The following is a 24042-nucleotide window of genomic DNA, read 5'->3' as shown; positions in this document are numbered from 1 at the left end:
ACCCTTTTGCGCCTGACGATGGACCGCCCGATGCCCAGCCCTGCCCGCCTGCACCGCCCCCTGTACCTGTTAGCCTGCCTGCTTGCCCTGATTGGGCTGGGGGCGCTCTGGTACGGGCTTGGCAAGCCGGTACACCTGCCCGATGCGGCCAGCCCCACGCATAAACTGCAGTGTGCTTCGTACACACCGTTCGACAAGGATCAGTCGCCCTTCGACCAACCGTTGCGCCTGCGCCCGGCGCGCATGGACGCCGACCTGGCCTTGCTGGCTGAACGCTTTCAGTGCATTCGCACCTACTCGATGAGCGGGCTTGAGGCGATCCCGCTGCTGGCACGCAAGCATGGCCTGAAGGTGATGCTCGGCGCCTGGGTCAACGCCAACCCGGTGGACACCGAAAAGGAAGTGGACTTGCTGATCGCCGCCGCCAACGCCTACCCCGATGTGGTCAGCGCGGTGATCGTCGGCAACGAGGCGCTGCTGCGCAAGGAGGTCACCGGCACGCGCCTGGCCGGGTTGATCGCCAAGGTCAAACGCCAGGTCACGGTACCGGTCACGTATGCCGACGTCTGGGAGTTCTGGCTGCAGCATCCACAGGTGGCCCCGGAGGTCGACTTCCTGACCATTCACCTGCTGCCTTACTGGGAAGACGACCCGCGCGGCATTGACGATGCCCTGGCCCACGTCGCCGACGTGCGCCGCGTATTCGGTACGCGCTTTGCGCCCAAGGGCATTTTGATCGGCGAGACCGGCTGGCCCAGCGAAGGCCGTCAGCGGGAAACCGCCGTGCCCAGCCGCGCCAACGAAGCGCGCTTCATCCGCGGCTTCGTCAGCCTGGCCGAACACAATGGCTGGCAGTACAACCTGATCGAGGCATTCGACCAGCCTTGGAAACGCACCAGTGAAGGCGCCGTGGGCGGCTATTGGGGGCTTTACGACGCCGACCGGCAGGACAAGGGCGTGCTCGAAGGGCCGGTCAGCAACCTGCACTACTGGCCGCAGTGGCTGCTGGCCAGCGCGGCGTTGATGCTGGTTGTGCTACTGCTGGCCGGGCGCCCCGCGACTACCGTCGCGGCCCTGCTGTTGCCGGTGCTGGCGGCGTTCGGTGCGGGCTGCCTGGGGTTGTGGGGCGAGCTGATGCGCAGCCATGCACGCTTCGCCGGCGAATGGCTGTGGGCCGGGCTGCTGGTGGGGCTCAACCTGTTGGTGCTGGCCCACGCTGCGTTGGCGCTGGCACGCCGTGAAGGGTGGCGTGAGCGGCTGTTCGCCTGGCTTGAGGTGCGTGCGGGCTGGCTGTTGCTCGCGGCGGGCTTTGCGGCGGCGGTGAGCATGCTGGCGCTGGTGTTCGACCCGCGTTATCGCAGTTTCCCCACGGCTGCACTGGCGTTGCCGGCGGTGGTTTACCTGGTGCGGCCGGTGCTGGCACGACGGGCCGAAGTGGGGTTGCTGGCGTTTATCGTGGGGGCGGGGGTGGCGCCGCAGCTGTACCTGGAAGGGCTGGAGAACCAGCAAGCCTGGGGCTGGGCGGTGGTAAGTGTGTTGATGACTGCGGCGCTGTGGCGGAGTTTGAGACTGCGCACGGGTTGATATCACTGGGGCCGCTGTGCGGCCCATCGCAGCCCCTGTCAGCCGCGCTGCGGTTGCCGCACCAGGCGCAACCCCGCCAGCACCACAGCAAACACCGCGATGCTTGCGGTATACAAAACCAACGCCGGTATCGCGAACACCAGCGCCAAGCCTGCCAGCCACCAGCCAACCCGTCCTGCAACCACCTGCGCCAACAGCGCCAGGCCGAGCCCTCCCCAGGCGATCACCTGAAAGTGGATACCGAGCCCCAGCAGCGCTCTCACCTGGCACTGCCAATACGCCCCAGGCGCCGCGCACAGCCCCACCCACTGCGCATCCTCCATCAGCCCATAACGCACGCCATAGCTGGCGGCCAGCCACAAGGGCAGGAACAGCAGCAGGGCAATGACCGGCAGCGAACGAGACATCCAGTTCTCCAATAGCGGTAATCGAAATCGTGCATGATCGCCCAAGGCCTGTTCTAAGGCAAAATCACAATCCTGCAGCTATGTTGCAGATAACGAGCACAGCAAAGGCCAGCGCATCTGGCAACTTTGCCCATGCAGCCGTGGTCCTAGCTCGCACACTGCACCACCTTGTGTTTCTTTTGGGGGATTACATGCTTCGATCTTTGCGCCTCGCTGCCCTGCTCGGCGGCCTGCTCATGGCTGTGGCCGCTTCGGCGCGGGACATCGACGCCGCGAGCTATGGCTACCCCTTGACCAACCCGTTCGAGGCAACCATCGCCACCACGCCGCCAGAGCAACGCCCGACCTTGCCCAGCGACGATGAAATCAACCAGGCCGACTACAGCCTCAACCTGCGCCCCGAACGTGAATTCACCTTGCCCGACAACTTCTGGTCAGTGAAAAAGCTCAAGTACCGCCTGGCCCGCCAGGACCGCGAAGCGCCGCTCATCTTTCTAATCGCCGGCACCGGTGCGCCGTATTCGAGCAGCATCAACGAATACCTGAAAAAGCTGTACTACCAGGCCGGCTACCACGTGGTGCAACTGTCCTCGCCCACCAGCTACGACTTCATAAGTGCGGCCTCGCGCTTCGCCACCCCGGGCATCAGCCAGGAAGACGCCGAAGACATGTACCGGGTGATGCAGGCCGTGCGTGCCCAGCACCCACGCCTGCCAATCAGCGACTTCTACCTCACCGGCTACAGCCTCGGCGCGCTGGACGCAGCGTTTGTCAGCCACCTGGACGAAACCCGGCGCAGCTTCAACTTCAAGCGCGTGCTGCTGCTCAACCCGCCGGTCAACCTGTACACCTCGATCAACAACCTCGACAAACTGGTGCAGACCCAGGTCAAGGGCATCGACCGCAGCACCACGTTCTACGAACTGATGCTGAGCAAGCTGACCCGTTACTTCCAGGACAAGGGCTATATCGACCTCAACGAAGCCCTGCTGTACGACTTCCAGCAGTCGCGCCAGCACCTGTCCAACGAGCAGATGGCCATGCTGATCGGCACGTCGTTCCGCTTCTCGGCCGCTGACATCGCCTTTACCTCCGACCTGATCAACCGCCGTGGCCTGATCATTCCGCCGAAGTTTCCGATCACGGAGGGCAGCAGCCTCACGCCGTTCTTCAAGCGGGCCCTGCAGTGCGACTTCGACTGCTACATGACCGAGCAGGTGATCCCCATGTGGCGCGCCCGCACCGATGGCAACAGCATCCTGCAACTGGTCAACCAGGTCAGCCTGTATGCGCTGGAAGACTACCTGCGCGACAGCCCCAAGATCGCCGTGATGCACAACGCCGACGACGTCATCCTCGGCCCGGGCGATATCGGTTTCTTGCGCAAGGTGTTCGGCGATCGCCTGACCCTTTACCCCCATGGCGGCCATTGCGGCAACCTCAATTACCGCGTCAACAGCGACGCCATGCTGGAGTTCTTCCGTGGTTAACAAACTCCTCTTCGCCACTGCCCTGCTCGTCGCTGGCAACGCCCTGGCCGCAGAGACCGCACCGCGGGCCAGCGTGATCGAGGCCGACCCGCAGGTCACCGCCGCGCCGCTGGCACCGGAGCCCGATGGCTTCCTCGACCCGCTGCGTGCACTGAAATTCAACCCAGGCCTGGACCAACGCGAATTCGAACGTTCCACCCTGGAGGCGCTGAACGTCTACGACCCACTGGAATCGATCAACCGGCGCATCTACCACTTCAACTACCGCCTCGACCAATGGGTGCTGCTGCCGGTGGTGAGCGGCTATCAATATGTAACACCGCGTTTCGTGCGAACCGGGGTGAGCAACTTCTTCAACAACCTGGGTGATGTGCCAAACCTGTTCAACAGTGTGTTGCAACTCAAGGCCAAGCGCTCGGCAGAAATCACCGCGCGGTTGATGTTCAACACCCTGATCGGCGTGGGTGGGCTGTGGGACCCAGCCACCAAGATGGGCCTGCCCCGGCAGAGCGAAGACTTCGGCCAGACCCTGGGCTTTTACGGCGTGCCAGACGGGCCATTCCTGATGCTGCCGGTGCTGGGGCCATCGAACCTGCGTGATACCACCGGGCTGGTGGTGGATTATGCGGGCGAGCAAGCGGTCAACTTCCTGAATGTCGCCGAAGCCAGTACCGACCACCCGGAAATCTTTGCCCTGCGGGTAGTGGACAAGCGCTACACCACCAACTTCCGCTATGGCCAGCTCAACTCGCCATTCGAGTATGAGAAGGTGCGGTATGTGTATACCCAGGCGCGTAAGCTGCAGATTGCTGAGTAAATAGCTGCCGGCTTCTTCGCGGGCAAGCCCGCTCCCACAGGGATATCATTGGGTCTGAGGGCAGTGGGGGACTTGTGGGAGCGGGCTTGCCCGCGAAGAGGCCAGCACAGGTGGGCTCAAATCCCCAGAAACTGCTCCAGCTCCCGCCGCTTGACCAGAGCATCGCGCCGCCCCAGCTCGATCAGCTCACTGCAATAACTCGCCTCGAACAGCAGATAGCTCAACACCCCCGCCCCACTGGTCCGCGTCGCCCCCGGCCCGCGCAAGAACAACCGCAACGCCGCCGGCAATTCACGCCGGTGGCGTGCCGCGATTTCGTCCAGCGGCTGGCTGGGCGCCACCACCAGGACGTCCACCGGCGCGAGCCCCAAGCGCCGTGCATCGAGGTGGGCAGGCAGCAAATGGCTCAGGTGATTGAGGCGCTGGAGCAGCTCGATGTCATCCTCCAGGCTGTCGATAAAGGTGCTGTTGAGCATGTGCCCACCGATCTGCGCCAGGCTCGGCTGCTGCCCACTGAACACACGCTGGGTTGGCAAAGGTGGCGATGGCCGCTGCGGGTTGCCGCTGACCCCGACCACCAGCACCCGGCTGGCCCCCAGGTGCAACGCCGGGCTGATCGGTGCCGACTGGCGAACCGCGCCGTCACCGTAGTATTCATCACCCAGCCTGACCGGCGCGAACAACAGCGGGATCGCCGCACTGGCCAGCAGGTGATCGATGGTCAACGGCGTGGGTACGCCGATACGGCGGTGGCGCAACCAGGCTTCAATGGTGCCGCGGCCCTGGTAGAAGGTCACAGCCTGCCCGGACTCGTAGCCGAATGCAGTCACCGCGACGGCGCGCAGTTGTTCGGTGGCCAGGGCGTGGCCGATGCCATCCAGGTCCAGGTGCGCCTGCAACAGGCCGCGCAAGGGGCTGCTGTCGAGCAGCGCCACTGGCGCGTGGCCCCCCAGGCCCAGCAGGCTATGGCTGACGAAGCGGCTGGCCTGGCGTATCACCCCCGGCCAGTCGCTGCGCAGCACCAGGTGGCTGCGAAAGTTCTGCCAGAACGCAGTGAGGTTGCGCACGGTTTCAGTGAAGCGGGTAGCGCCGCTGGCGAGGGTGACCGCATTGATGGCGCCGGCCGACGTGCCGACAATGACCGGAAAGGGGTTGGGTGCGCCGGGTGGCAGCAACTCGGCAATGCCGGCCAATACGCCGACCTGATAGGCGGCACGGGCGCCGCCGCCAGAGAGAATCAGGCCAGTTACTGGGGCGGGTGCCATGTATTGCTCCCTAGGTTATCGGCTGGCCCGGCCTCTTCGCGGGGCAAGCCCGCGCCCACAGGATCTCTAAAATGCCAGAAGCCAGTGGAGATCCTGTGGGAGCGGGCTTGCTCCGCGAAGAGGCCAGTACTGACAACACAAAGATCAGCGCTTCTTCTTGTCATACAGCCTAGGCGCCCCCTCGGGCCGTGACTTGAAGCGCCGGTGCGCCCACAGGTACTGCTCGGGGCACTCACGCAACACGCCTTCGATCCACTGGTTGATGCGCAGGCAATCCGCCTCTTCGCTTTCCCCAGGGAAGTCCGCCAGCGGCGGATGGATCACCAAACGATAGCCGCTGCCATCCTCCAGGCGCTTCTGCGTGAAGGGGATGACCTGCGCCTTGCCCAGGCGGGCAAACTTGGTGGTGGCCGTCACGGTCGCCGCCGGGATGCCGAACAGCGGTACGAACAGGCTCTGCTTGGCGCCGTAATCCTGGTCGGGCGCATACCAGATCGCCCGGCCGGAACGCAGCAACTTGAGCATGCCGCGCACGTCTTCGCGTTCCACCGCCAGCGAGTCGAGGTTATGCCGCTCACGGCCGCTGCGCTGGATGAAGTCGAACAGCGGGTTGCCGTGCTCGCGGTACATGCCATCGATGGTGTGTTGCTGGCCCAGCAACGCGGCGCCGATTTCCAGGGTGGTGAAGTGCACGGCCATCAGAATCGCGCCCTGCCCCGCCTGCTGGGCGGCCTGCAGGTGCTCAAGGCCCTCGATATGGGCCAGGCGCGCAAGCCTGGCCTTGGGCCACCACCAGCTCATGGCCATTTCGAAGAAGGCGATACCGGTGGAGGCGAAGTTGGCCTTCAACAAACGCTGCCGTTCGTCGACAGACAGTTCCGGGAAGCACAGTTCCAGGTTGCGTGCGGCAATGCGTCGACGCTCACCGGCCACCCGGTACATCAGCGCGCCCAGGACGGTGCCGAGCCACAACAGGGCCCGGTACGGCAGCTGGACCACCAGCCACAACAGGCCCAGGCCCAGCCACAGGCCCCAGAATCGTGGGTGGAGGAAATAGGGACGAAAACGCGGGCGTTCCATTGAAGCTTCCGGAAAGACAAAGGCCGCGCATTCTACAACGGATCAGCGCATGTTGCGGGCAACGGGTGTTCTCGTTATAAGTCAGGGCACTTTTCTCGCAACAAGCCGTCTATGCAGACCATGAGCCCAAACCAGACCCCCGACACCGCCTCCGTGTTCCAGCTCAAGGGCAGCATGCTCGCCATCACAGTGCTGGAACTGGCGCGCAATGACCTTGAAGCCCTCGACCGCCAATTGGCGGCCAAAGTCGCTCAGGCACCCAACTTCTTCAGCAACACGCCGCTGGTGCTGGCGCTGGACAAACTGCCGGCCAGTGAAGGCGCGATCGACCTGCCCGGCCTGATGCGTATCTGCCGCCATCACGGCCTGCGTACCCTGGCAATCCGCGCCAACCGCATCGAAGACATCGCGGCGGCGATCGCCATCGACCTGCCGGTACTGCCGCCGTCTGGCGCCCGCGAGCGCCCGCTGGAGCCGGAACCCGAGGTGAAAAAGCCCGAGCCAGCCCCGGCGCCCGCACTTGAGCCTGAAATCCGCCCGACCCGCATCATCACAGCGCCCGTGCGTGGTGGCCAACAGATCTATGCTCAGGGTGGCGACCTGGTGGTGACCGCTTCGGTCAGCCCGGGGGCGGAACTTCTGGCCGATGGCAACATCCATGTGTACGGCGCCATGCGTGGCCGCGCCCTGGCGGGCATCAAAGGCAACACCAAAGCGCGCATTTTCTGCCAGCAAATGACTGCCGAAATGGTCTCGATCGCTGGCCAGTACAAGGTCTGCGAAGACCTGCGCCGCGACCCGCTGTGGGGCTCCGGCGTGCAAGTCAGCTTGTCTGGTGACGTGTTGAACATCACCCGTCTTTAACGGATACTTGCCGTCATTTTTAGAGCAACTTTTTTACCTGTTGCCGTTTTTTTGCATATTGCTGGGACATCTGTCCCGACTTATTTAGGGGTGAAACACCTTGGCCAAGATTCTCGTCGTTACTTCCGGCAAGGGGGGTGTGGGCAAGACCACCACCAGCGCCGCCATCGGCACCGGCCTCGCACTGCGCGGCCACAAGACAGTCATCGTCGACTTCGACGTCGGCCTGCGTAACCTCGACCTGATCATGGGCTGCGAGCGCCGCGTGGTGTATGACTTCGTCAACGTGGTCAACGGCGAAGCCAACCTGCAGCAGGCCCTGATCAAGGACAAGCGTCTCGAGAATCTGTACGTTTTGGCCGCCAGCCAGACCCGCGACAAAGATGCGCTGACCCTGGAAGGGGTCGAAAAAGTGCTGATGGAACTCAAGAATGACTTCGAGTACGTCATCTGCGACTCCCCGGCCGGTATCGAGAAAGGCGCGCACCTGGCGATGTATTTCGCCGACGAAGCCATCGTCGTGACCAACCCTGAAGTTTCCTCGGTACGTGACTCGGACCGCATGCTGGGCATTCTGTCGAGCAAGTCGCGCCGTTCCGAGAAAGGCGAGGAGCCGATCAAGGAACACCTGCTGATCACCCGTTACCACCCTGAACGCGTCGAGAAAGGCGAGATGCTGAGCATCGACGACGTCACCGACATCCTCGCGATCAAGCTCAAGGGCGTGATCCCCGAGTCCCAGGCAGTGCTCAAGGCGTCCAACCAGGGCATCCCGGTCATCCTCGACGACCAGAGCGATGCCGGCCAGGCCTATAGCGACACCGTCGACCGTCTGCTGGGCAAAGACAAGCCCCTGCGGTTCATTGAAGTGCCGAAGCAAGGATTCTTCGCGCGCCTGTTTGGAGGCAAGTAAACCATGAACCTTTTTGACTTCTTTCGTGGCAGACAGAAACAGACCAGCGCGTCGGTGGCGAAAGAGCGTCTACAGATCATCGTGGCGCATGAGCGCGGCCAACGCAGCGAACCGGACTATCTGCCGGCACTGCAGAAAGAACTGCTCGAAGTGATCCGCAAGTATGTGAACATCGGCAACGATGATGTGCACATCGAGCTGGAAAACCAGGGTAGCTGCTCGATTCTGGAGCTGAACATCACCTTGCCTGATCGCTGATTCAGCGTTCTGGCTTGGATCATTGGGGCTGCTTTGCAGCCCTTCGCGGGCAAGCCCGCTCCCACAGGTATTGTGTTGATCCTGTGAGAGCGGGCTTGCCCGCGAAGGGCCGCAAGGCGGCCCCAATGGTTTCCCCCGATTTAACCGAGACCACGCAATGCCGCTGTCAAACGTCCAGATCCTTCACGAAGACGCCGCCATCCTGGTGGTCAACAAGCCGACCCTGCTGCTGTCCGTGCCCGGCCGTGCCGACGACAACAAGGACTGCCTGATCACCCGCCTGCAGGAAAACGGCTACCCCGATGCGCTGATCGTGCACCGCCTGGACTGGGAAACCTCCGGCATCATCCTGCTGGCCCGCGATGCCGACAGCCACCGCGAGCTGTCGCGCCAGTTTCACGACCGCGAGACCGAGAAGGCTTATACCGCCCTGTGCTGGGGCCAGCCGACGTTGGACAGCGGCAGCATCGACCTGCCCTTGCGCTACGACCCGCCGACCAAGCCACGGCATGTGGTGGACCACGAGCAGGGCAAGCATGCCCTGACCTTCTGGCGCGTCCTGGAACGCTGCGGCGACTACTGCCGGGTCGAGCTGACGCCGATTACCGGGCGTTCGCACCAGTTGCGTGTGCACATGCTGTCGATCGGGCACCCGCTGCTGGGCGACCGGTTGTATGCCAACCCTGAGGCCTTGGCGGCGCATGAGCGGTTGTGCCTGCATGCCGCGATGCTGAGCTTTACTCACCCGGTCAGCGGGGAGCGGTTGAAGTTCGAGTGCCCGGCACCGTTCTGATTGATGGGTGGCAGTTCCGGCCTCTTCGCGGGCAAGCCCGCTCCCACAGGGTTTGCGAGGTCTCTGTGGGAGCGGGCTTGCCCGCGAAGAGGTCGACACAATTTGTGATCTATCTGCGTTAAACTCGCGCCACTGCTGTCTGGAGTGAGTTATGCGCGAAGCACTGAACACTGGCCTGATCGATTTCCTCAAGGCCTCCCCCACGCCCTTCCACGCCACCGCCAGCCTGGCCCAGCGCCTTGAGGCGGCCGGCTACCAGCGCCTGGACGAACGCGACAGCTGGGCCACGGTGCCGGGTGGTCGCTATTACGTCACCCGCAACGACTCCTCGATCATCGCCATCAAACTAGGCAGGCAATCGCCTCTGCTTGGCGGTATCCGCATGGTCGGCGCCCACACCGACAGCCCGTGCCTGCGGGTCAAGCCGCAACCCGAACTGCAGCGCCAAGGCTTCCTGCAGTTGGGCGTCGAGGTTTACGGTGGTGCGCTGCTGGCGCCCTGGTTCGACCGCGACCTGTCGTTGGCCGGCCGCGTCACCTTCCGCCGGGACGGCAAGGTCGAGAGCCAGCTGATCGACTTCAAGTTGCCCATCGCGGTCATCCCCAACCTGGCGATTCACCTCAACCGCACCGCCAACGAAGGCTGGCAGATCAACCCGCAGAACGAACTGCCGCCCATCCTGGCCCAGGTCGCAGGCGACGAGCGTATCGACTTCCGCGCCCTGCTCACCGAGCAGCTGGCGCGTGAGCACGAGCTCAACGCCGACGTGGTGCTGGACTACGAACTGAGTTTCTACGACACCCAGGATGCCGCGCTGATCGGCCTCAACCGCGACTTCATCGCCGGTGCCCGCCTGGACAACCTGTTGTCGTGCTACGCCGGCCTGCAGGCGCTGCTGGCTGCCGACAGCGACGAGACCTGTGTGCTGGTGTGCAACGACCACGAAGAGGTCGGCTCGTGCTCGGCCTGTGGCGCCGACGGCCCGATGCTCGAACAGACCCTGCAGCGCCTGCTGCCCGAGGGTGACAGCTACGTGCGCACTATCCAGCGCTCGCTGATGGTATCGGCCGACAACGCCCACGGTGTGCACCCCAACTACGCCGACAAGCACGACGGCAACCACGGGCCCAAACTCAACGCAGGGCCGGTGATCAAGGTCAACAACAACCAGCGCTACGCCACCAACAGCGAAACCGCCGGGTTCTTCCGTCACCTGTGCATGGCCGAGGAAGTCCCGGTGCAGAGCTTTGTGGTGCGCAGCGACATGGGTTGCGGCTCGACCATCGGCCCGATCACCGCCAGCCACCTGGGCGTGCGCACGGTCGATATCGGCTTGCCGACCTTTGCCATGCACTCGATCCGCGAGTTGTGCGGCAGCCATGACCTGGCGCACCTGGTGAAGGTGCTGACGGCGTTCTACCGCAGCCGCGAATTGCCTTGAGATTGCAGTTGTAAGCACCGGCCTCTTCGCGGGGCAAGCCCGCTCCCACAAGAACCTCGCTGTTCTGAATCTGGCGGAAGTTCCCTGTGGGAGCGGGCTTGCCCCGCGAAGCGGCCGGCGCTGACACCACAGCTGTCCGGGATCAATCCCGCTTCGTCTGCTACCCGCTATGCTTGTTACATGGCCCCACTGCAAAAGGATTGCTGTTCATGTCCCCCTTTCTGTCCCTGTTCGTGCCGGTGTTTTTGTTCCTGATGCTGCTGACCATCGGTTTCAGCCTGCGCGAGCGCAATATCGGCGTGCTGATGATGTGGATCGGCACGCTGGGCATCTTCGGCCTCACCTGCTGGAAGATCCTGGAGAAACTGCCCACATAAACCTCTACACTCGGTCAATCGTTTGACCTGAGGTAGATTTCCCGGTGCCTGCCCTCCTGCGTTGCCTGTCCCTGCTGCTGCTTTTACTCATCGCCCCGGTTCAGGCCGCAGGCCTACCGAGCCTGCTCGGCTCCAGTACGCCTGCCCAGCCCCAAGCCACCGAGCCGCTGGGCAAGTCACTGGACGAAGTAATCAAGAACCTGGAAAACGACCAGCAGCGCGCAAAGCTGCTGGCCGACCTGAAAAAACTGCGTGATGCCACCCAGCAATCGCAACCCACCGTCGAACAAGGCGTGCTGGGCCTGATCGGGGGTGCGCTGCATGATCTGGAGCAGCAGTTCAGCGGCGATGCCAGCCCGTTCCACCGCTGGGCAATGGAGATCGACCAGGCCCAGGCGGAACTGACCGAACTGATGGTACCCGTGCACCAGTGGCCGGCGATCCTGTTCGGCTTTGCCGCGATCATCGCCGTCTGGAGCCTGCTGGCGTATGCCTTCAACTGGATCGGCCACCGGGTACGGGTGCGCTTCGGCCTCACCGAGGAACTGCCCCAGCACCCCCGTACCTGGGACCTGGTGCGTTTTGCCCTGCGCAAACTCGGGCCCTGGCTGGTGGCCCTGGTGTTCACCGTGTACTTGAGCTTTGCCCTGCCCTCTTCGCTGGGCAAATCGATGGCCATGGTGCTGGCGTACGCGCTGGTGGTCGGCACCTGCTTCTCGGCCATTTGCGTGATCGCCTTCTCGCTGCTCGACGGCCCCCACCGCCACCGCGCCCTGCACATCCTGCGGCACCAGGCCTTCCGCCCCCTGTGGCTGATCGGCAGCTTCGCCGCCTTCGGCGAGGCCATGAGCGACCCGCGCCTGACCGTCGCCCTCGGCACCCACCTGGCACATGCCCTGGCCACCCTGGCCAACGTCATCGCGGCGATCTGCACCGGGCTGTTCATCCTGCGTTTCCGCCGCCCGATCGCTCACCTGATCCGCAACCAGCCGTTGGACCGGCGCCTGACGCGGCGCACCCTGAGTGACACCATCGAGATTCTCGGCAGCTTCTGGTTCGCGCCCGCATTGATCCTGGTGGGCATTTCGTTGTTCGCCACCTTCGTCTCGGCTGGCGACACCAGTACCGCCCTGCGCCAGTCGCTGATGTGCACGGTGCTGGTGGTGGTGTGCATGGTGCTCAACGGCCTGGTACGCCGCCACGCCGCCAACCCCAAGCGCGCCAACAAGCGCCAGGCGGTGTACACCGAACGCCTGCGCAACTTCGCCTACGCCCTGGTGCACCTGCTCATCTGGCTGCTGTTCATCGAGCTGGGGCTGCGCGTGTGGGGCCTGTCGATGATCACCTTCGCCGAGGGTGAGGGCCATGAAGTGAGCCTGCGCCTGCTGGGCCTGGCCGGCACGCTGATCGCCGCCTGGCTGGTGTGGATCCTGGCCGACACGGCCGTGCACCATGCATTGGTGCGTTCGCGACGGGGCCTGGCCAACGCCCGTGCGCAAACCATGATGCCGCTGATCCGCAACGTGATGTTCGTGGCCATTTTCATCATCGCGGTGATCGTCGCCCTGGCCAACATGGGCATGAACGTCACCCCGCTGCTGGCCGGTGCCGGTGTGATTGGCCTGGCCATCGGTTTTGGCGCGCAGTCCCTGGTGGCCGATCTGATCACCGGGTTGTTCATCATCATCGAGGATTCGCTGGCCATCGACGATTACGTGGATGTCGGCGGGCATCTGGGGACGGTCGAAGGGCTGACCATCCGCACCGTGCGCCTGCGCGACATCGACGGCATCGTGCATACCATCCCGTTCAGCGAGATCAAGAGCATCAAAAACTACTCGCGCGAGTTCGGTTACGCGATTTTCCGCGTGGCGATCCCGCACAGCATGAACATCGACCAGGCCATCACGCTGATCCGCGAGGTGGGGCAGAAACTGCGTAACGACCCGTTGATGCGCCGCAATATCTGGTCGCCGCTGGAACTGCAGGGGGTAGAGAGCTTCGAGTCGGGCTCGGCGATCCTGCGGGCGCGGTTCAAGACCGCGCCGATCAAGCAGTGGGAAGTGTCGCGGGCGTTCAACCTGGCGTTGAAGCGCCAGCTGGATGAAGCGGGGCTGGACCTGGCGACGCCGCGGCTGTCGGTGCAGGTGGTGACGGCGGGCGGTGGCGGTATGAGCGAAACCGGTTCCTCCAGTTAGGGCCTCTTCGCGGGCAAGCCCGCTCCCACAGCTGTGGTGATCCTGTGGGAGCGGGCTTGCCCGCGAAGACGCCGCCCCATTACCCGGCCTGGGCGCGAATGCGGATCGCATCGTGCCGCCAATACTCCAGGTCACAGTCGATCAGATGCCCCTGCTGGTCACTGTTGACCCGGGTGATGTGCAGCCCTGGGCTGCCGACCGAAACCTTCAAAGCAGCTGCTGCCTCGATCGGCAAGGCAGTCGGTAGGATCTCGAAGCACACCTGTCCATAGCCAATGCCATAGACCCGGCCATAGATCTCAGTCAGCGACTGCGCCAGGTCCTGTTCGAGAATGCCGGGAAAATACCGTGGGTTGAGGTAGTGCTCGGCATACAGCACGGCCCGCCCGTCAATCCGCCGCAACCGGCAGATCCGCACCACACTGGACAACGCCGGCATTTGTAACCGCGCACAGACAACCGCCGACGCAGGCTGCAGCCGCGCCGACAACAACTCGGTACTCGGTACCCGCCCCTGGTCACGCACCATGGCATGAAAGTGGCTACGCTCGATCAGGTCATAGGTCAGCCGCTCGGGCGCGACGAACCAGCCACGGCGCTCCTCCCGATAGATCAGACCCTGGGCCTCCAACTGTGCCAGGGCCTCGCGCAGGGTGATGCGCGTGGTGTCGAACACCTCGCTGAGCTTGCGTTCGGCCGGCAGCTTGCCACCCGGCGCCAGCAGGCCGTGTTCGATCTGCTCCTGCAGGGCGTGGCAGATGGCTGTTACCGCACGCGGTGGCATCGGTTGCATCAAAGGTTACCTATCTGGACTAGTCCAGCCCCATGACGGGGCACTTGGAGCGTAGTGCAAGCCTAGGCAGGGCTGATGAACATCCTGTGACAAAGGCGCCACAAGGGCTTTGCCAGAATCGGGCCAGGCCCGCTAAATCAGGGCTTGTGATCTGGTCTACGCTGTATTTTCAGGCAGCCGGATCCATCGGTTGAAGCCTTCCCCTACATCAAACTGTCACGCAAGCGGCCTACCTTGGCTCAAGGTTTGCTGACCTAGACCAAAGGTCGCTGGCTACCACTTCATTCATGACAACGATCGCAAACGGCACCCACCCAAGGAGCTTCGGATGAAAAAGTTCTTCATGGCGTCACTGCTCGGTTCGGCCATCGCCTTGTGTACCACGGCCATGGCCGCCGGTACCGACCTCAAGGCCCTGGAAGACGCCGCCCGCAAGGAAGGCACCGTCAACAGCGTGGGCATGCCTGATGCCTGGGCCAACTGGAAAGGTACCTGGGAAGACCTGGCCAGCAAGTATGGCCTCAAGCACAGCGACACCGACATGAGCTCGGCCCAGGAGCTGGCCAAGTTCGATGCCGAAAAGGACAACGCCAGCGCCGACATCGGTGACGTCGGCGCCGCCTTCGGCCCGATTGCCGTCACCAAGGGTGTGAGCCAACCGTACAAACCGAGCACCTGGGACCAGGTGCCAGCGTGGGCCAAGGACAAGGACGGCCACTGGGCGCTGGCCTATACCGGCACCATCGCTTTCATCATCAACAAGGACCTGGTGAAGGAAGAGGAACGCCCTAAAACCTGGCATGACCTGGAAAAGGGCAAGTACAAGGTCGCGATCGGCGACGTCGGCACCGCTGCCCAGGCCGCCAACGGCGTGCTGGCTGCCGCCATCGCCTACAAGGGCGACGAAACCAATATTGCGCCGGGCCTGCAGTTGTTCACCAAACTGGCCCAGCAGAAGCGCCTGTCGCTGGCCAACCCGACCATCCAGACCCTGGAGAAGGGCGAGGTTGAAGTGGGCGTGGTGTGGGACTTCAACGGCCTGAGCTACCGTCAACAGATCGACCCCAAGCGCTTCGAAGTACTGATCCCGTCGGACGGTTCGGTGATCTCGGGCTATACCACCATCATCAACAAATACGCCAAGCACCCGAACGCGGCCAAGCTTGCGCGTGAGTACATCTTCAGTGATGCCGGGCAGACCAACCTGGCCATCGGCCACGCCCGGCCGATCCGCGCCGAGCACCTGAAGCTGCCGGCCGATGTGCAGGCCAAGCTGCTGCCCAACGAGCAGTACGGCGCTGCGCAGCCGATCAAGAACGCCGAGGCCTGGGAAGCGACCTCGAAGAAACTGCCACAGATGTGGCAGGAACAAGTGATCATCGAGATGGAATAACGGCCTGGATTTTCTAGTGCCTGATCCGGCCTCTTCGCGGGGCAAGCCCGCTCCCACAATAGCCTTGAGCGCTATGGAGGTCCTGTGGGAGCGGGCTTGCCCGCGAAGAGAACAACGCGGTAATGACTGGAGCCACCATGCAACACAACGTCATCCTGGTCCTGCTCGACGGCCTTAACCACCAGGTCGCCCACCACGCCATGGGCCACCTGCACGCCTACGTCGAGGCCGATCGCGCCGCGCTGTACCGCGTTGAGTGCGAGCTACCGTCACTGTCGCGCCCGTTGTACGAATGCATCCTCACCGGCGTATCGCCGATCGACAGTGGCATCGTGCACAACAACGTCAACCGCCTGTCCAACCAGCGCAGCGTGTTCCACTACGCTCGCGAGGCCGGGCTGGGCACGGCGGCGGCGGCCTATCACTGGATGAGCGAGCTGTATAACCGCTCCCCCTTCGATGCGCAGCGAGACCGCCATACCCATGCGCCGAAGCTGCCGATCCAGCATGGCCTGTTCTACTGGGACGACCGCTACCCCGATTCGCACTTGCTGGCCGACGCCGAATACCTGCGCCGCCGGCATGCACCGAACTTCCTGTTGGTGCACCCGATGAGCATCGACGACGTCGGCCACCGCCACGGCCTGGACAGCAGCCAGTACCGCAACGCCGCACGCAGTGCCGATATCCTCCTGGCCGACTACCTGCCGCGCTGGCTCGAAGAGGGCTATCAGGTACTGGTCACCGCCGACCACGGCATGAACAACGACCGCTCGCACAATGGCCTGCTGGCCGAGGAGCGCGAGGTCCCGCTGTTCGTCTTTGGCGATGGCTTCAGCCTCGACCCTGCCGCCAAACCGCTGCAGACCGAGCTGTGCGGGACCATCTGCGAACTGCTCGGTGTGGCCCACGACAAGACCGTGTGCCGGGAGCTGCTCACGTGAATGCCAGCCATCGCGGCCGTTACCTTGCCCTGCTCTGCCTGTTGCCGTTCGCTGTGTTCTTCATCGTCTTCCAGATCGCCCCACTGGCCTGGGTGGCGATCAACAGCGTGCAGTCCGAGGCAGGTTGGGGGCTGGAAAACTTCAGCAAGGTGTTTGCCTCCAAGTTCTACCTGCAGGCCTTGCAACGCAGCCTGGAAATCAGCTTCTGGTCGAGCCTGTTCGGCATTGTCATCGCCACCCTCGGCGCCTACTCGCTGCGCCAGGTGGATTCACGCCTGCGCGACTTCGTCAGCGCCTTCGCCAACATGACCAGCAACTTTGCCGGTGTGCCGCTGGCTTTTGCCTTTATCATCCTGCTCGGTTTCAACGGCGCCCTGACACTGCTGCTCAAGCAGATCGGCCTGCTGGAAGACTTCAGCATCTATTCCAAAAGCGGCCTGATCCTGGTGTACACCTACTTCCAGATCCCCCTGGGGGTACTGCTGCTCTATCCGGCCTTCGACGCCTTGCGTGAAGACTGGCGTGAGTCGGCCGCCTTGCTTGGTGCCAACCACTGGCAGTTCTGGCGCCATATCGGCCTGCCCGTGCTGACCCCGGCGCTGCTCGGCACCTTCGTCATCCTGCTGGCCAATGCCCTGGGCGCCTATGCCACGGTGTATGCGCTGACTACCGGTAACTTCAACGTGCTGCCGATCCGCATCGCCGGCCTGGTCGCGGGTGACATCAGCCTCGACCCGAACCTTGCGAGTGCCCTGGCCATGGTACTGGTGGGCCTGATGACGCTGGTCACGGTGGTTCATCAATGGCTGCTGAAAAGGAGCTACCATGCGCGCTGAATCCAACGCCAGCAGCCTCTACCACCGCCTGGTGGTGTACCTGCTGTTCCTGATCCTGCTGCTGCCCCTGGCCGGCACCTTGCTCTACTCCCTGGCCACCAGCTGGTCGGCCACCCTGCTGCCCAGCGGCCTGACCCTGAAGTGGTACGTGGCGCTGTGGAGCGAGCCGCGCTTTCTGGCGGCCTTCGGCCAGTCGCTGCTGGTGTGCGTGGGGGCGCTGCTGCTGTCGGTGGTGCTGATTCTGCCGCTGTTGTTCGTGGTGCACTACCACTTCCCCAAGCTCGACGCGCTGATGAACATCCTCATCCTGCTGCCCTTCGCGGTGCCGCCGGTGGTATCTGCGGTGGGGCTGCTGCAGCTGTATGGCAGCGGGCCGATGGCCATGGTTGGCACGCCGTGGATTCTGATCGGCTGCTACTTCACCATCGCCCTGCCATTCATGTACCGGGCGATCACCAACAACCTGCAGGCGATCAACCTGCGCGACCTGATGGACGCCGCCCAACTGCTCGGGGCCAGCACCTGGCAGGCGGCGTTTCTGGTGGTGCTGCCGAACCTGCGCAAAGGCCTGATGGTGGCCCTGCTGCTGTCGTTCTCGTTCCTGTTCGGCGAGTTCGTGTTCGCCAACCTGCTGGTCGGCACCCGCTACGAGACCTTGCAGGTGTACCTGAACAACATGCGCAACAGCAGCGGCCACTTCAACAGCGCGCTGGTGATCTCCTACTTCGCCTTCGTGCTGGTACTCACCTGGGTCGCCAACCGCCTGAACAAGGACAAGACCTGACATGAGCTTCGTCAGCGTACAGCAACTGCACAAACGCTATGCCGGCACGCCGGTTTTCGACAACATCGACTGCCAGATCGAACGCGGCGAGTTCGTCACCCTGCTCGGCCCTTCCGGTTGCGGCAAGTCCACCCTGCTGCGCTGCATCGCCGGGCTGACCCCGGTGGACAGCGGGCGCATCCTGCTCGATGGCCAGGACATCGTGCCGCTGAGCCCACAGAAGCGCGGCATCGGCATGGTGTTCCAGAGCTACGCGCTGTTCCCCAACATGACCGTGGAACAGAACGTCGCCTTTGGCTTGCGCATGCAAAAGGTCAAGGCCGACGAGAGCCAGACGCGGGTGCGTGAGGTGCTCGACCTGGTGGAGCTGGGCAGCTTCGCCGGGCGCTACCCGCACCAACTGTCGGGTGGCCAGTGCCAGCGCGTGGCCCTGGCCCGTTCGTTGGTGACCCGCCCGCGCCTGCTGCTGCTGGACGAGCCACTGTCGGCGCTGGATGCGCGCATCCGCAAGCACCTGCGCGAGCAGATTCGCGCGATCCAGCGTGAACTGGGGCTGACCACTATTTTCGTCACCCATGACCAGGAAGAAGCGCTGACCATGTCAGACCGCATCTTCCTGATGAACCAGGGCCGTATCGTGCAGAGCGGCGACGCCGAAACCCTCTATACCGCCCCTGTGGACCTGTTCGCCGCAGGCTTTATCGGCAACTACAACCTGCTCGACCCAGAGAGCGCCAGCCGCCTGCTGCAACGCCCGGTGGCCAACCGCCTGGCCATCCGCCCGGAATCCATCACACTGGGCCGCAATGGCGAACTGGACGGTGAAGTGCGCAGCCACAGCCTGCTGGGCAACGTCATCCGTTACCGGGTGCGGGTGCGCGATGTGGAGCTGGTGGTCGACGTGCTCAACCGCTCGTCTGCCGACCTGCATGCGGACGGCCAGCGGGTATCCTTGTCGATCGATCCCACGGCGCTACGTGAAGTGGCCTAGGAGACAGCAACAATGGCACTGGCAATTTTCGATCTGGATGAAACCCTGATCCACGGTGACTGCGCGTCACTGTGGAGCGAGCAGATGGCCCGGCTGGGCTGGGTCGATGGCAAAGCTTTCCTGCGTCGCGACCATGAATTGATGGAAGCCTATGGCAAAGGCCACCTCGCGATGGAGGACTACATGGCCTTCAGCCTGGAGCCGATTGCCGGGCGTACTCTGGAAGAGGTCGAGCATCTGGTGGAGCCGTGGGTAGAGGATGTTATCGAGCCGATCATCTTCGGCGATGCTTGCCGCTGCATCGCCGAGCATCGCAAGCGCGGTGACCGTATTCTGATCATTTCCGCCTCAGGTACGCACCTGGTCGGGCCGATTGCGGCGCGGTTGGGCGTGGACGAGTACCTGGCGATCGAGCTGGAGCCGGTGAACGGGGTGTACACCGGCAAGACCCATGGGGTGCTGACCTACCGTGAAGGCAAGATCACCCGCTTGCTGGAATGGCTGGATCAGGAGCAGGAGAACCTCGAGGGGGCGAGTTTTTATTCCGATTCGCGGAACGATCTGCCGTTGTTGTTGAAGGTGGATCATCCCCATGCGGTGAACCCTGACTCGGTGCTGAGGGAGCATGCAGAGATCAATGGCTGGCCGATTCTGAATTGGCGCTGATCATTGCGCTGAACATACTGGCCTCTTCGCGGGGCAAGCCCGCTCCCACAGGATCACCGCAACCTTCAAGGATTGCAGTGATCCTGTGGGAGCGGGCTTGGCCCGCGAAGAGGCCGGGCCTGCTTATACCAGGCTTGAATCGATAACCATCACCAACTTGCCCGACACCTGATTGCTCTCAAGCGCGGCATACGCTGCCTGGGCGAACGCCACCGGGTAGGTATCCACCAGTTGCGGGGACAACCGCCCTTCGGCGAACAGCGGCCACACCTGCTGCAGCAACTCACGCAGCAACTCGGCCTTGAAGCCATCGTCACGGTTGCGCAGCGTAGACCCGGTGATCTCCAGGCGCTTGCCCAGCACCAGCGCGAGGTCCAGTTCAAACTTGCGCCCGCCCATCAGGCCAATGATCACCCAGCGCCCGTCACGTGCCAGCAGCTGGAGGTTGAGCGCCCCGTAGCTGGCACCGACCGGGTCTAGAATCACGTCGAACGGCCCAAGGCCTTCCAGCGCTTCAAGGTTCTCGTTACGCACCACACCGCCGGCAGCGCCCAGCGCCTGGCAATACGCCAGGCGATCCTGCGAGCCAACACTGACATACACCGGGTTGCCAAACGCCTTGCACAGCTGGATCGCCGCCGAGCCAACGCCGCTGGCCCCCGCGTGTACCAATACCTTCTCACCGGCTTTAACGGCGCCCAACTGGAAGATGTTCAACCACGCCGTGGCATACACCTCGGGCAGCGCCGCCGCCTCTTGCAGGCTCAGGCCTTCCGGCACCGGCAGCACATGGCGGGCATCGACCACCACTTCCTCGGCCATCGCGCCGCTGGCCAGTAGCGCGCATACTCGCTCGCCCACACGCCAGTCGGCACCCGGCCCCACTTCGGCGATAACACCGGCGCATTCCAGGCCCATATAAGGGCTGGCGCCAGGCGGCGGCGGGTACAGGCCCTTCATTTGCAACAGGTCGGCGCGGTTCAGCCCTGCAGCCGCCACGCGAATGCGTACCTGGCCGGCGTCAAGGGCCGGGCGCTCGGCCTCGACCCACTCCACATGTCCGTCTTCGCCTTGCAATGCCTTCACAGTGCCTCCATAGTTGAATCATGACTGAGCCTGGGGCGCTTACCCCAGGCTTTTTGCAGTATTTGTCCGGCTCCATGGAACCGGCAACGGAATAGACGGCCTACTATGCGTGATCAATTGCCCCCACGTCGAATCAGCATGAAGCATTTCCTTCCAAGCACCGCCCTGGCCCTGATGATTGGCCTGGGTAGCCTCACGCTCGGCGGCAATGCGGCGGCCGCCAATAAATGGGACAGCCTGCAACCGGACCGCGACGAGATCGTTGCCAGCCTTAATGTGGTAGAGCTGCTCAAGCGCCACCATTACAGCAAGCCGCCGCTCAATGACGCCCGCTCGGTGATCATCTACGACAGCTACATCAAGCTGCTGGACCCTGCGCGCAGCTACTTCACCGCAGCCGACATCGCCGAGTTCGACAAGTGGAAGACGCAGTTCGACGATTTCCTCAAGAGCGGCAACCTCGACCCTGGCTTCATCATCTACAAACGCTACCTTGACCGCGTCAAGCAGCGCTTGGACTTTGCCCTGGCCGAGCTGAACAAGGGCGTCGACAAGATCGACTTCACCGCCAAGGAAACCCTGCTGATCGACCGCAAGGACGCCCCGTGGATGAAGAGCCAGGCCGAGCTCGACGACCTCTGGCGCAAACGCGTCAAAGACGAAGTCTTGCGCCAGAAGATCGCTGGCAAAGAGCCCAAGCAGATCCAGGAAACCCTGACCAAGCGCTACAAGAACCAACTGGCGCGCCTGGACCAGACCCGTGCCGAGGATATCTTCCAGGCCTACATCAACACCTTCGCCCAGTCCTACGACCCGCACACCAACTACCTGTCGCCGGACAACGCGGAAAACTTCGACATCAACATGAGCCTGTCGCTCGAAGGCATCGGCGCAGTGCTGCAAAGCGACAACGACCAGGTCAAGATCGTGCGCCTGGTGCCGGCAGGCCCTGCGGCCAAGACCAAGCAGGTAGCCCCGGCCGACAAGATCATCGGCGTGGCCCAGGGCAACAAGGAAATGGTCGATGTGGTCGGCTGGCGCCTGGACGAAGTGGTCAAGCTGATCCGTGGCCCGAAAGGCTCGGTCGTGCGCCTGGAAATCATCCCGGCGAGCAATGCCCCGAGCGACCAGACCAGCAAGATCGTTTCGATCACCCGCGAAGCCGTCAAGCTTGAAGAGCAGGCCGCGAAAAAGTCGGTGCTCAAGCTCAAGCAGGATGGCCGTGACTACAAGCTGGGCATCATCGAGATCCCGGCTTTCTACCTGGACTTCAAGGCCTACCGTGCCGGTGACCCGGAGTACAAGAGCACCACGCGTGACGTGAAGAAACTGCTCACCGAACTGCAGAAAGAGAAAGTCGATGGCGTGGTCATCGACCTGCGCAACAACGGCGGCGGCTCCCTGCAGGAAGCCACCGAGCTGACCAGCCTGTTCATCGACAAGGGCCCGACCGTGCTGGTACGCAACAGTGACGGCCGTGTCGATGTGCTTGAGGACGAAAACCCAGGTGCCTTCTACAAAGGCCCGCTGGCACTGCTGGTCAACCGTCTCTCGGCCTCGGCCTCGGAGATTTTCGCCGGCGCGATGCAGGACTACCACCGCGCACTGATCATCGGTGGCCAGACCTTCGGCAAAGGCACCGTGCAGACCATCCAGCCGCTCAACCATGGTGAGCTGAAACTGACCCTGGCCAAGTTCTACCGGGTGTCTGGGCAGAGCACCCAGCACCAGGGCGTGCTGCCAGACATCGACTACCCGTCGATCATCGACACCAAGGAAATCGGTGAGAGCGCCTTGCCCGAGGCCATGCCGTGGGACACCATCCGCCCGGTGGTCAAGCCGGCCGCCGACCCGTTCAAGCCGTACCTGAGCCAGCTCAAGGCACAGCATGAAGCGCGCAGCGCCAAGGATGCCGAATTCACTTACATCCGCGACCGCCTGGCCCTGGCCCAGAAGCTGATGAACGAGAAAACCGTCAGCCTCAACGAACAGGAACGTCGTGCCCGCCACGATGAGATCGAGGGCAAACAGTTGGCCCTGGAGAACATCCGTCGCAAGGCCAAGGGCGAAGAGCCGCTCAAAGAGCTGAAGAAGGAAGACGAAGACGCTCTGCCGGCTGAAGATGAAAACACCAAGCCGGAAGACGACGCTTACTTGTCCGAGACAGGGCGCATTCTGCTCGACTACCTGAGCGCAAGCTCGCAGGTGGCCAAGCACTGAGGCTAGGCGTGGGTTAAACAGAAGGGCCGGGTGCGAAAGCACCCGGCCCTTCTGTTATCAACCCGTTTGAAAACGCGCAGCACAGGAGCGCGGTGGGTGTCAGGCGGTTTCCGGATAACTGTATTCAAATACCCTGACGACTTCCGAGGCATGCCACGACGCCGCCTCCATGCCATCAACTGGCCCGGCAAAGCGGCCCAATCGCTCGACACATTCGAAAAAGCCGGTGCGTGGCAGGCGGCTGGCGCCCTGGCTGATCACCAGCGAACTGCGCAACGGCTGCTCGGCGCGAGCGTCGAGCACCGCCAGGTACTCCAGCGCGGCGGTCAGCGTCTGCATGGCCGGGCTGGGCAATTGCAAGCGCTCGATGAGCGCGCGATACGTCAGCAAATGACGTTGACGACGGGCCAGGTCAAGCTCGTCCAGCAGGCTCTGCCAATGCTGGCGGCTGATCCTGACCTGGCTCATGATGGCTCACTCCAACCCGCCACACCCAGGTGCCAGGCCAGGGCGCGGCGGATAGCGGCGTCCGGCAGTCGCTCGCCTGACTCGATCATGGCCAGGTACGCTGGGCTTACACCCACATTGCGCGCCAATAGCTCTGGGGCGATGCCCTTGGCCTGACGGATCTGCGCAACCTCGCCAAAAGCTGGCAAAGGTGCACTGGCGGTACTGTCCTGCGCTTCACTCAGATTCGCTTCGACGGGCGCCTGCCCCGCTGCCTTGAGCAGTGCCTGGTACTGCTCCCAGGGAACGACGGCGTACTCGGGCTGACCGTCCCTGCTAATAACCTGAATACCCATTACAACCCCCTTACGTAGGATTACGGCATGTAATCCGTA

Annotated in this window: 24 protein-coding genes; 17 read left to right on the top strand and 7 right to left on the bottom strand. The window is 63.2% G+C overall.

What is annotated here, in order from left to right:
* The first annotated feature begins 18 nt into the window (after positions 1-18).
* Positions 19-1584, top strand: coding sequence for a glycoside hydrolase family 17 protein (locus ACSSU5_RS17085; RefSeq protein ID WP_264309876.1), 1566 nt, complete (start codon positions 19-21; stop codon positions 1582-1584).
* A gap of 38 nt (positions 1585-1622) precedes the next feature.
* On the opposite strand, the gene ACSSU5_RS17080 is transcribed toward ACSSU5_RS17085, so the two are convergent.
* Positions 1623-1991: a hypothetical protein gene (locus ACSSU5_RS17080; protein ID WP_264309877.1), complete on the bottom strand. Its 369-nt coding sequence runs from the start codon at positions 1989-1991 to the stop codon at positions 1623-1625.
* A gap of 191 nt (positions 1992-2182) precedes the next feature.
* Here ACSSU5_RS17080 and ACSSU5_RS17075 point away from each other — a divergent pair, with 191 nt between their 5' ends.
* Both ACSSU5_RS17075 and ACSSU5_RS17070 read left to right on the top strand, forming a co-directional pair.
* Positions 2183-3481, top strand: a complete 1299-nt coding sequence (locus ACSSU5_RS17075; protein WP_264309878.1) for a serine/threonine protein kinase — start codon at positions 2183-2185, stop codon at positions 3479-3481.
* A 73-nt stretch (positions 3482-3554) separates the two neighbouring features.
* The gene (locus tag ACSSU5_RS17070) at positions 3555-4298 is read left to right on the top strand and encodes an MlaA family lipoprotein (RefSeq protein WP_492561329.1); all 744 of its coding nucleotides are present in this window, start codon (positions 3555-3557) and stop codon (positions 4296-4298) included.
* A gap of 116 nt (positions 4299-4414) precedes the next feature.
* Here ACSSU5_RS17070 and ACSSU5_RS17065 read toward each other — a convergent pair whose 3' ends face one another.
* Both ACSSU5_RS17065 and ACSSU5_RS17060 read right to left on the bottom strand, forming a co-directional pair.
* Positions 4415-5563, bottom strand: coding sequence for a patatin-like phospholipase family protein (locus ACSSU5_RS17065; protein ID WP_264309881.1), 1149 nt, complete (start codon positions 5561-5563; stop codon positions 4415-4417).
* 144 nt (positions 5564-5707) lie between these two features.
* Positions 5708-6643 carry a lipid A biosynthesis lauroyl acyltransferase gene (locus ACSSU5_RS17060; protein ID WP_264309882.1) on the bottom strand — a complete coding sequence of 312 codons (936 nt, stop codon included), beginning with the start codon at positions 6641-6643 and terminating at the stop codon, positions 5708-5710.
* A gap of 111 nt (positions 6644-6754) precedes the next feature.
* On the opposite strand from ACSSU5_RS17060, the gene minC reads away from it, so the two are divergent.
* From minC to ACSSU5_RS17025, 7 genes are all read left to right on the top strand, one after another.
* Positions 6755-7507: a septum site-determining protein MinC gene (gene minC / locus ACSSU5_RS17055; RefSeq protein ID WP_264309883.1), complete on the top strand. Its 753-nt coding sequence runs from the start codon at positions 6755-6757 to the stop codon at positions 7505-7507.
* Positions 7508-7607: 100 nt separating this feature from the next.
* Positions 7608-8420, top strand: coding sequence for a septum site-determining protein MinD (gene minD / locus ACSSU5_RS17050; RefSeq protein ID WP_264309884.1), 813 nt, complete (start codon positions 7608-7610; stop codon positions 8418-8420).
* Positions 8421-8423: 3 nt separating this feature from the next.
* Positions 8424-8678 (top strand): cell division topological specificity factor MinE, encoded by a 255-nt coding sequence (gene minE / locus ACSSU5_RS17045; RefSeq protein WP_003252572.1) that lies wholly within the window; start codon positions 8424-8426, stop codon positions 8676-8678.
* A 157-nt stretch (positions 8679-8835) separates the two neighbouring features.
* Entirely contained in the window at positions 8836-9471 is a 636-nt protein-coding gene (locus ACSSU5_RS17040) for an RluA family pseudouridine synthase (RefSeq protein ID WP_264309885.1), read from the top strand.
* Between the two features lie 151 nt (positions 9472-9622).
* A complete protein-coding gene (locus ACSSU5_RS17035; RefSeq protein WP_264309886.1) occupies positions 9623-10912 on the top strand; it encodes a M18 family aminopeptidase in 1290 nt (429 codons plus the stop codon).
* A gap of 209 nt (positions 10913-11121) precedes the next feature.
* Positions 11122-11289 (top strand): hypothetical protein, encoded by a 168-nt coding sequence (locus tag ACSSU5_RS17030; RefSeq protein ID WP_011532728.1) that lies wholly within the window; start codon positions 11122-11124, stop codon positions 11287-11289.
* Between the two features lie 44 nt (positions 11290-11333).
* Positions 11334-13487, top strand: coding sequence for a mechanosensitive ion channel family protein (locus ACSSU5_RS17025; protein ID WP_492559333.1), 2154 nt, complete (start codon positions 11334-11336; stop codon positions 13485-13487).
* Positions 13488-13566: 79 nt separating this feature from the next.
* Here ACSSU5_RS17025 and ACSSU5_RS17020 read toward each other — a convergent pair whose 3' ends face one another.
* Positions 13567-14280 carry a UTRA domain-containing protein gene (locus tag ACSSU5_RS17020; RefSeq protein ID WP_264309888.1) on the bottom strand — a complete coding sequence of 238 codons (714 nt, stop codon included), beginning with the start codon at positions 14278-14280 and terminating at the stop codon, positions 13567-13569.
* A 328-nt stretch (positions 14281-14608) separates the two neighbouring features.
* On the opposite strand from ACSSU5_RS17020, the gene ACSSU5_RS17015 reads away from it, so the two are divergent.
* The 6 genes from ACSSU5_RS17015 to ACSSU5_RS16990 all read left to right on the top strand — a co-directional run bounded on the left by ACSSU5_RS17015 (position 14609) and on the right by ACSSU5_RS16990 (position 19894).
* A complete protein-coding gene (locus ACSSU5_RS17015; RefSeq protein WP_492559332.1) occupies positions 14609-15673 on the top strand; it encodes an ABC transporter substrate-binding protein in 1065 nt (354 codons plus the stop codon).
* Between the two features lie 137 nt (positions 15674-15810).
* Entirely contained in the window at positions 15811-16617 is an 807-nt protein-coding gene (locus tag ACSSU5_RS17010) for an alkaline phosphatase family protein (protein ID WP_264309890.1), read from the top strand.
* Positions 16614-17453 (top strand): ABC transporter permease, encoded by an 840-nt coding sequence (locus ACSSU5_RS17005; protein WP_264309891.1) that lies wholly within the window; start codon positions 16614-16616, stop codon positions 17451-17453. Before ACSSU5_RS17010 ends, ACSSU5_RS17005 begins: the two co-directional genes overlap by 4 nt.
* Complete coding sequence (locus ACSSU5_RS17000) at positions 17443-18237, top strand: ABC transporter permease (protein WP_264309892.1); 795 nt, start codon at positions 17443-17445, stop codon at positions 18235-18237. The genes ACSSU5_RS17005 and ACSSU5_RS17000 overlap by 11 nt, the downstream gene beginning before the upstream one ends.
* A 1-nt stretch (position 18238) precedes the next feature.
* On the top strand, positions 18239-19228 hold the full coding sequence (locus ACSSU5_RS16995) for an ABC transporter ATP-binding protein (RefSeq protein WP_492559331.1): 990 nt from the start codon (positions 18239-18241) through the stop codon (positions 19226-19228).
* Between the two features lie 12 nt (positions 19229-19240).
* A complete protein-coding gene (locus ACSSU5_RS16990) occupies positions 19241-19894 on the top strand; it encodes an HAD family hydrolase (protein ID WP_492559330.1) in 654 nt (217 codons plus the stop codon).
* 123 nt (positions 19895-20017) lie between these two features.
* Here the strand turns inward: ACSSU5_RS16990 and ACSSU5_RS16985 are convergent, their stop codons facing one another.
* On the bottom strand, positions 20018-20980 hold the full coding sequence (locus tag ACSSU5_RS16985; RefSeq protein WP_492559329.1) for an NAD(P)H-quinone oxidoreductase: 963 nt from the start codon (positions 20978-20980) through the stop codon (positions 20018-20020).
* 138 nt (positions 20981-21118) lie between these two features.
* Here ACSSU5_RS16985 and ACSSU5_RS16980 point away from each other — a divergent pair, with 138 nt between their 5' ends.
* Entirely contained in the window at positions 21119-23200 is a 2082-nt protein-coding gene (locus tag ACSSU5_RS16980; RefSeq protein ID WP_264309896.1) for a carboxy terminal-processing peptidase, read from the top strand.
* A 99-nt stretch (positions 23201-23299) separates the two neighbouring features.
* On the opposite strand, the gene ACSSU5_RS16975 is transcribed toward ACSSU5_RS16980, so the two are convergent.
* Together ACSSU5_RS16975 and ACSSU5_RS16970 are read right to left on the bottom strand one after the other, a co-directional pair.
* Positions 23300-23668, bottom strand: coding sequence for a hypothetical protein (locus ACSSU5_RS16975; protein WP_264309897.1), 369 nt, complete (start codon positions 23666-23668; stop codon positions 23300-23302).
* Positions 23665-24003 (bottom strand): helix-turn-helix domain-containing protein, encoded by a 339-nt coding sequence (locus tag ACSSU5_RS16970; protein ID WP_264309898.1) that lies wholly within the window; start codon positions 24001-24003, stop codon positions 23665-23667. Before ACSSU5_RS16970 ends, ACSSU5_RS16975 begins: the two co-directional genes overlap by 4 nt.
* Positions 24004-24042: the final 39 nt, after the last annotated feature.

The organism is Pseudomonas sp. E1MeOHC2 (genome assembly GCF_058745025.1).
This window is presented reverse-complemented; position numbering and strand designations above follow the sequence as displayed.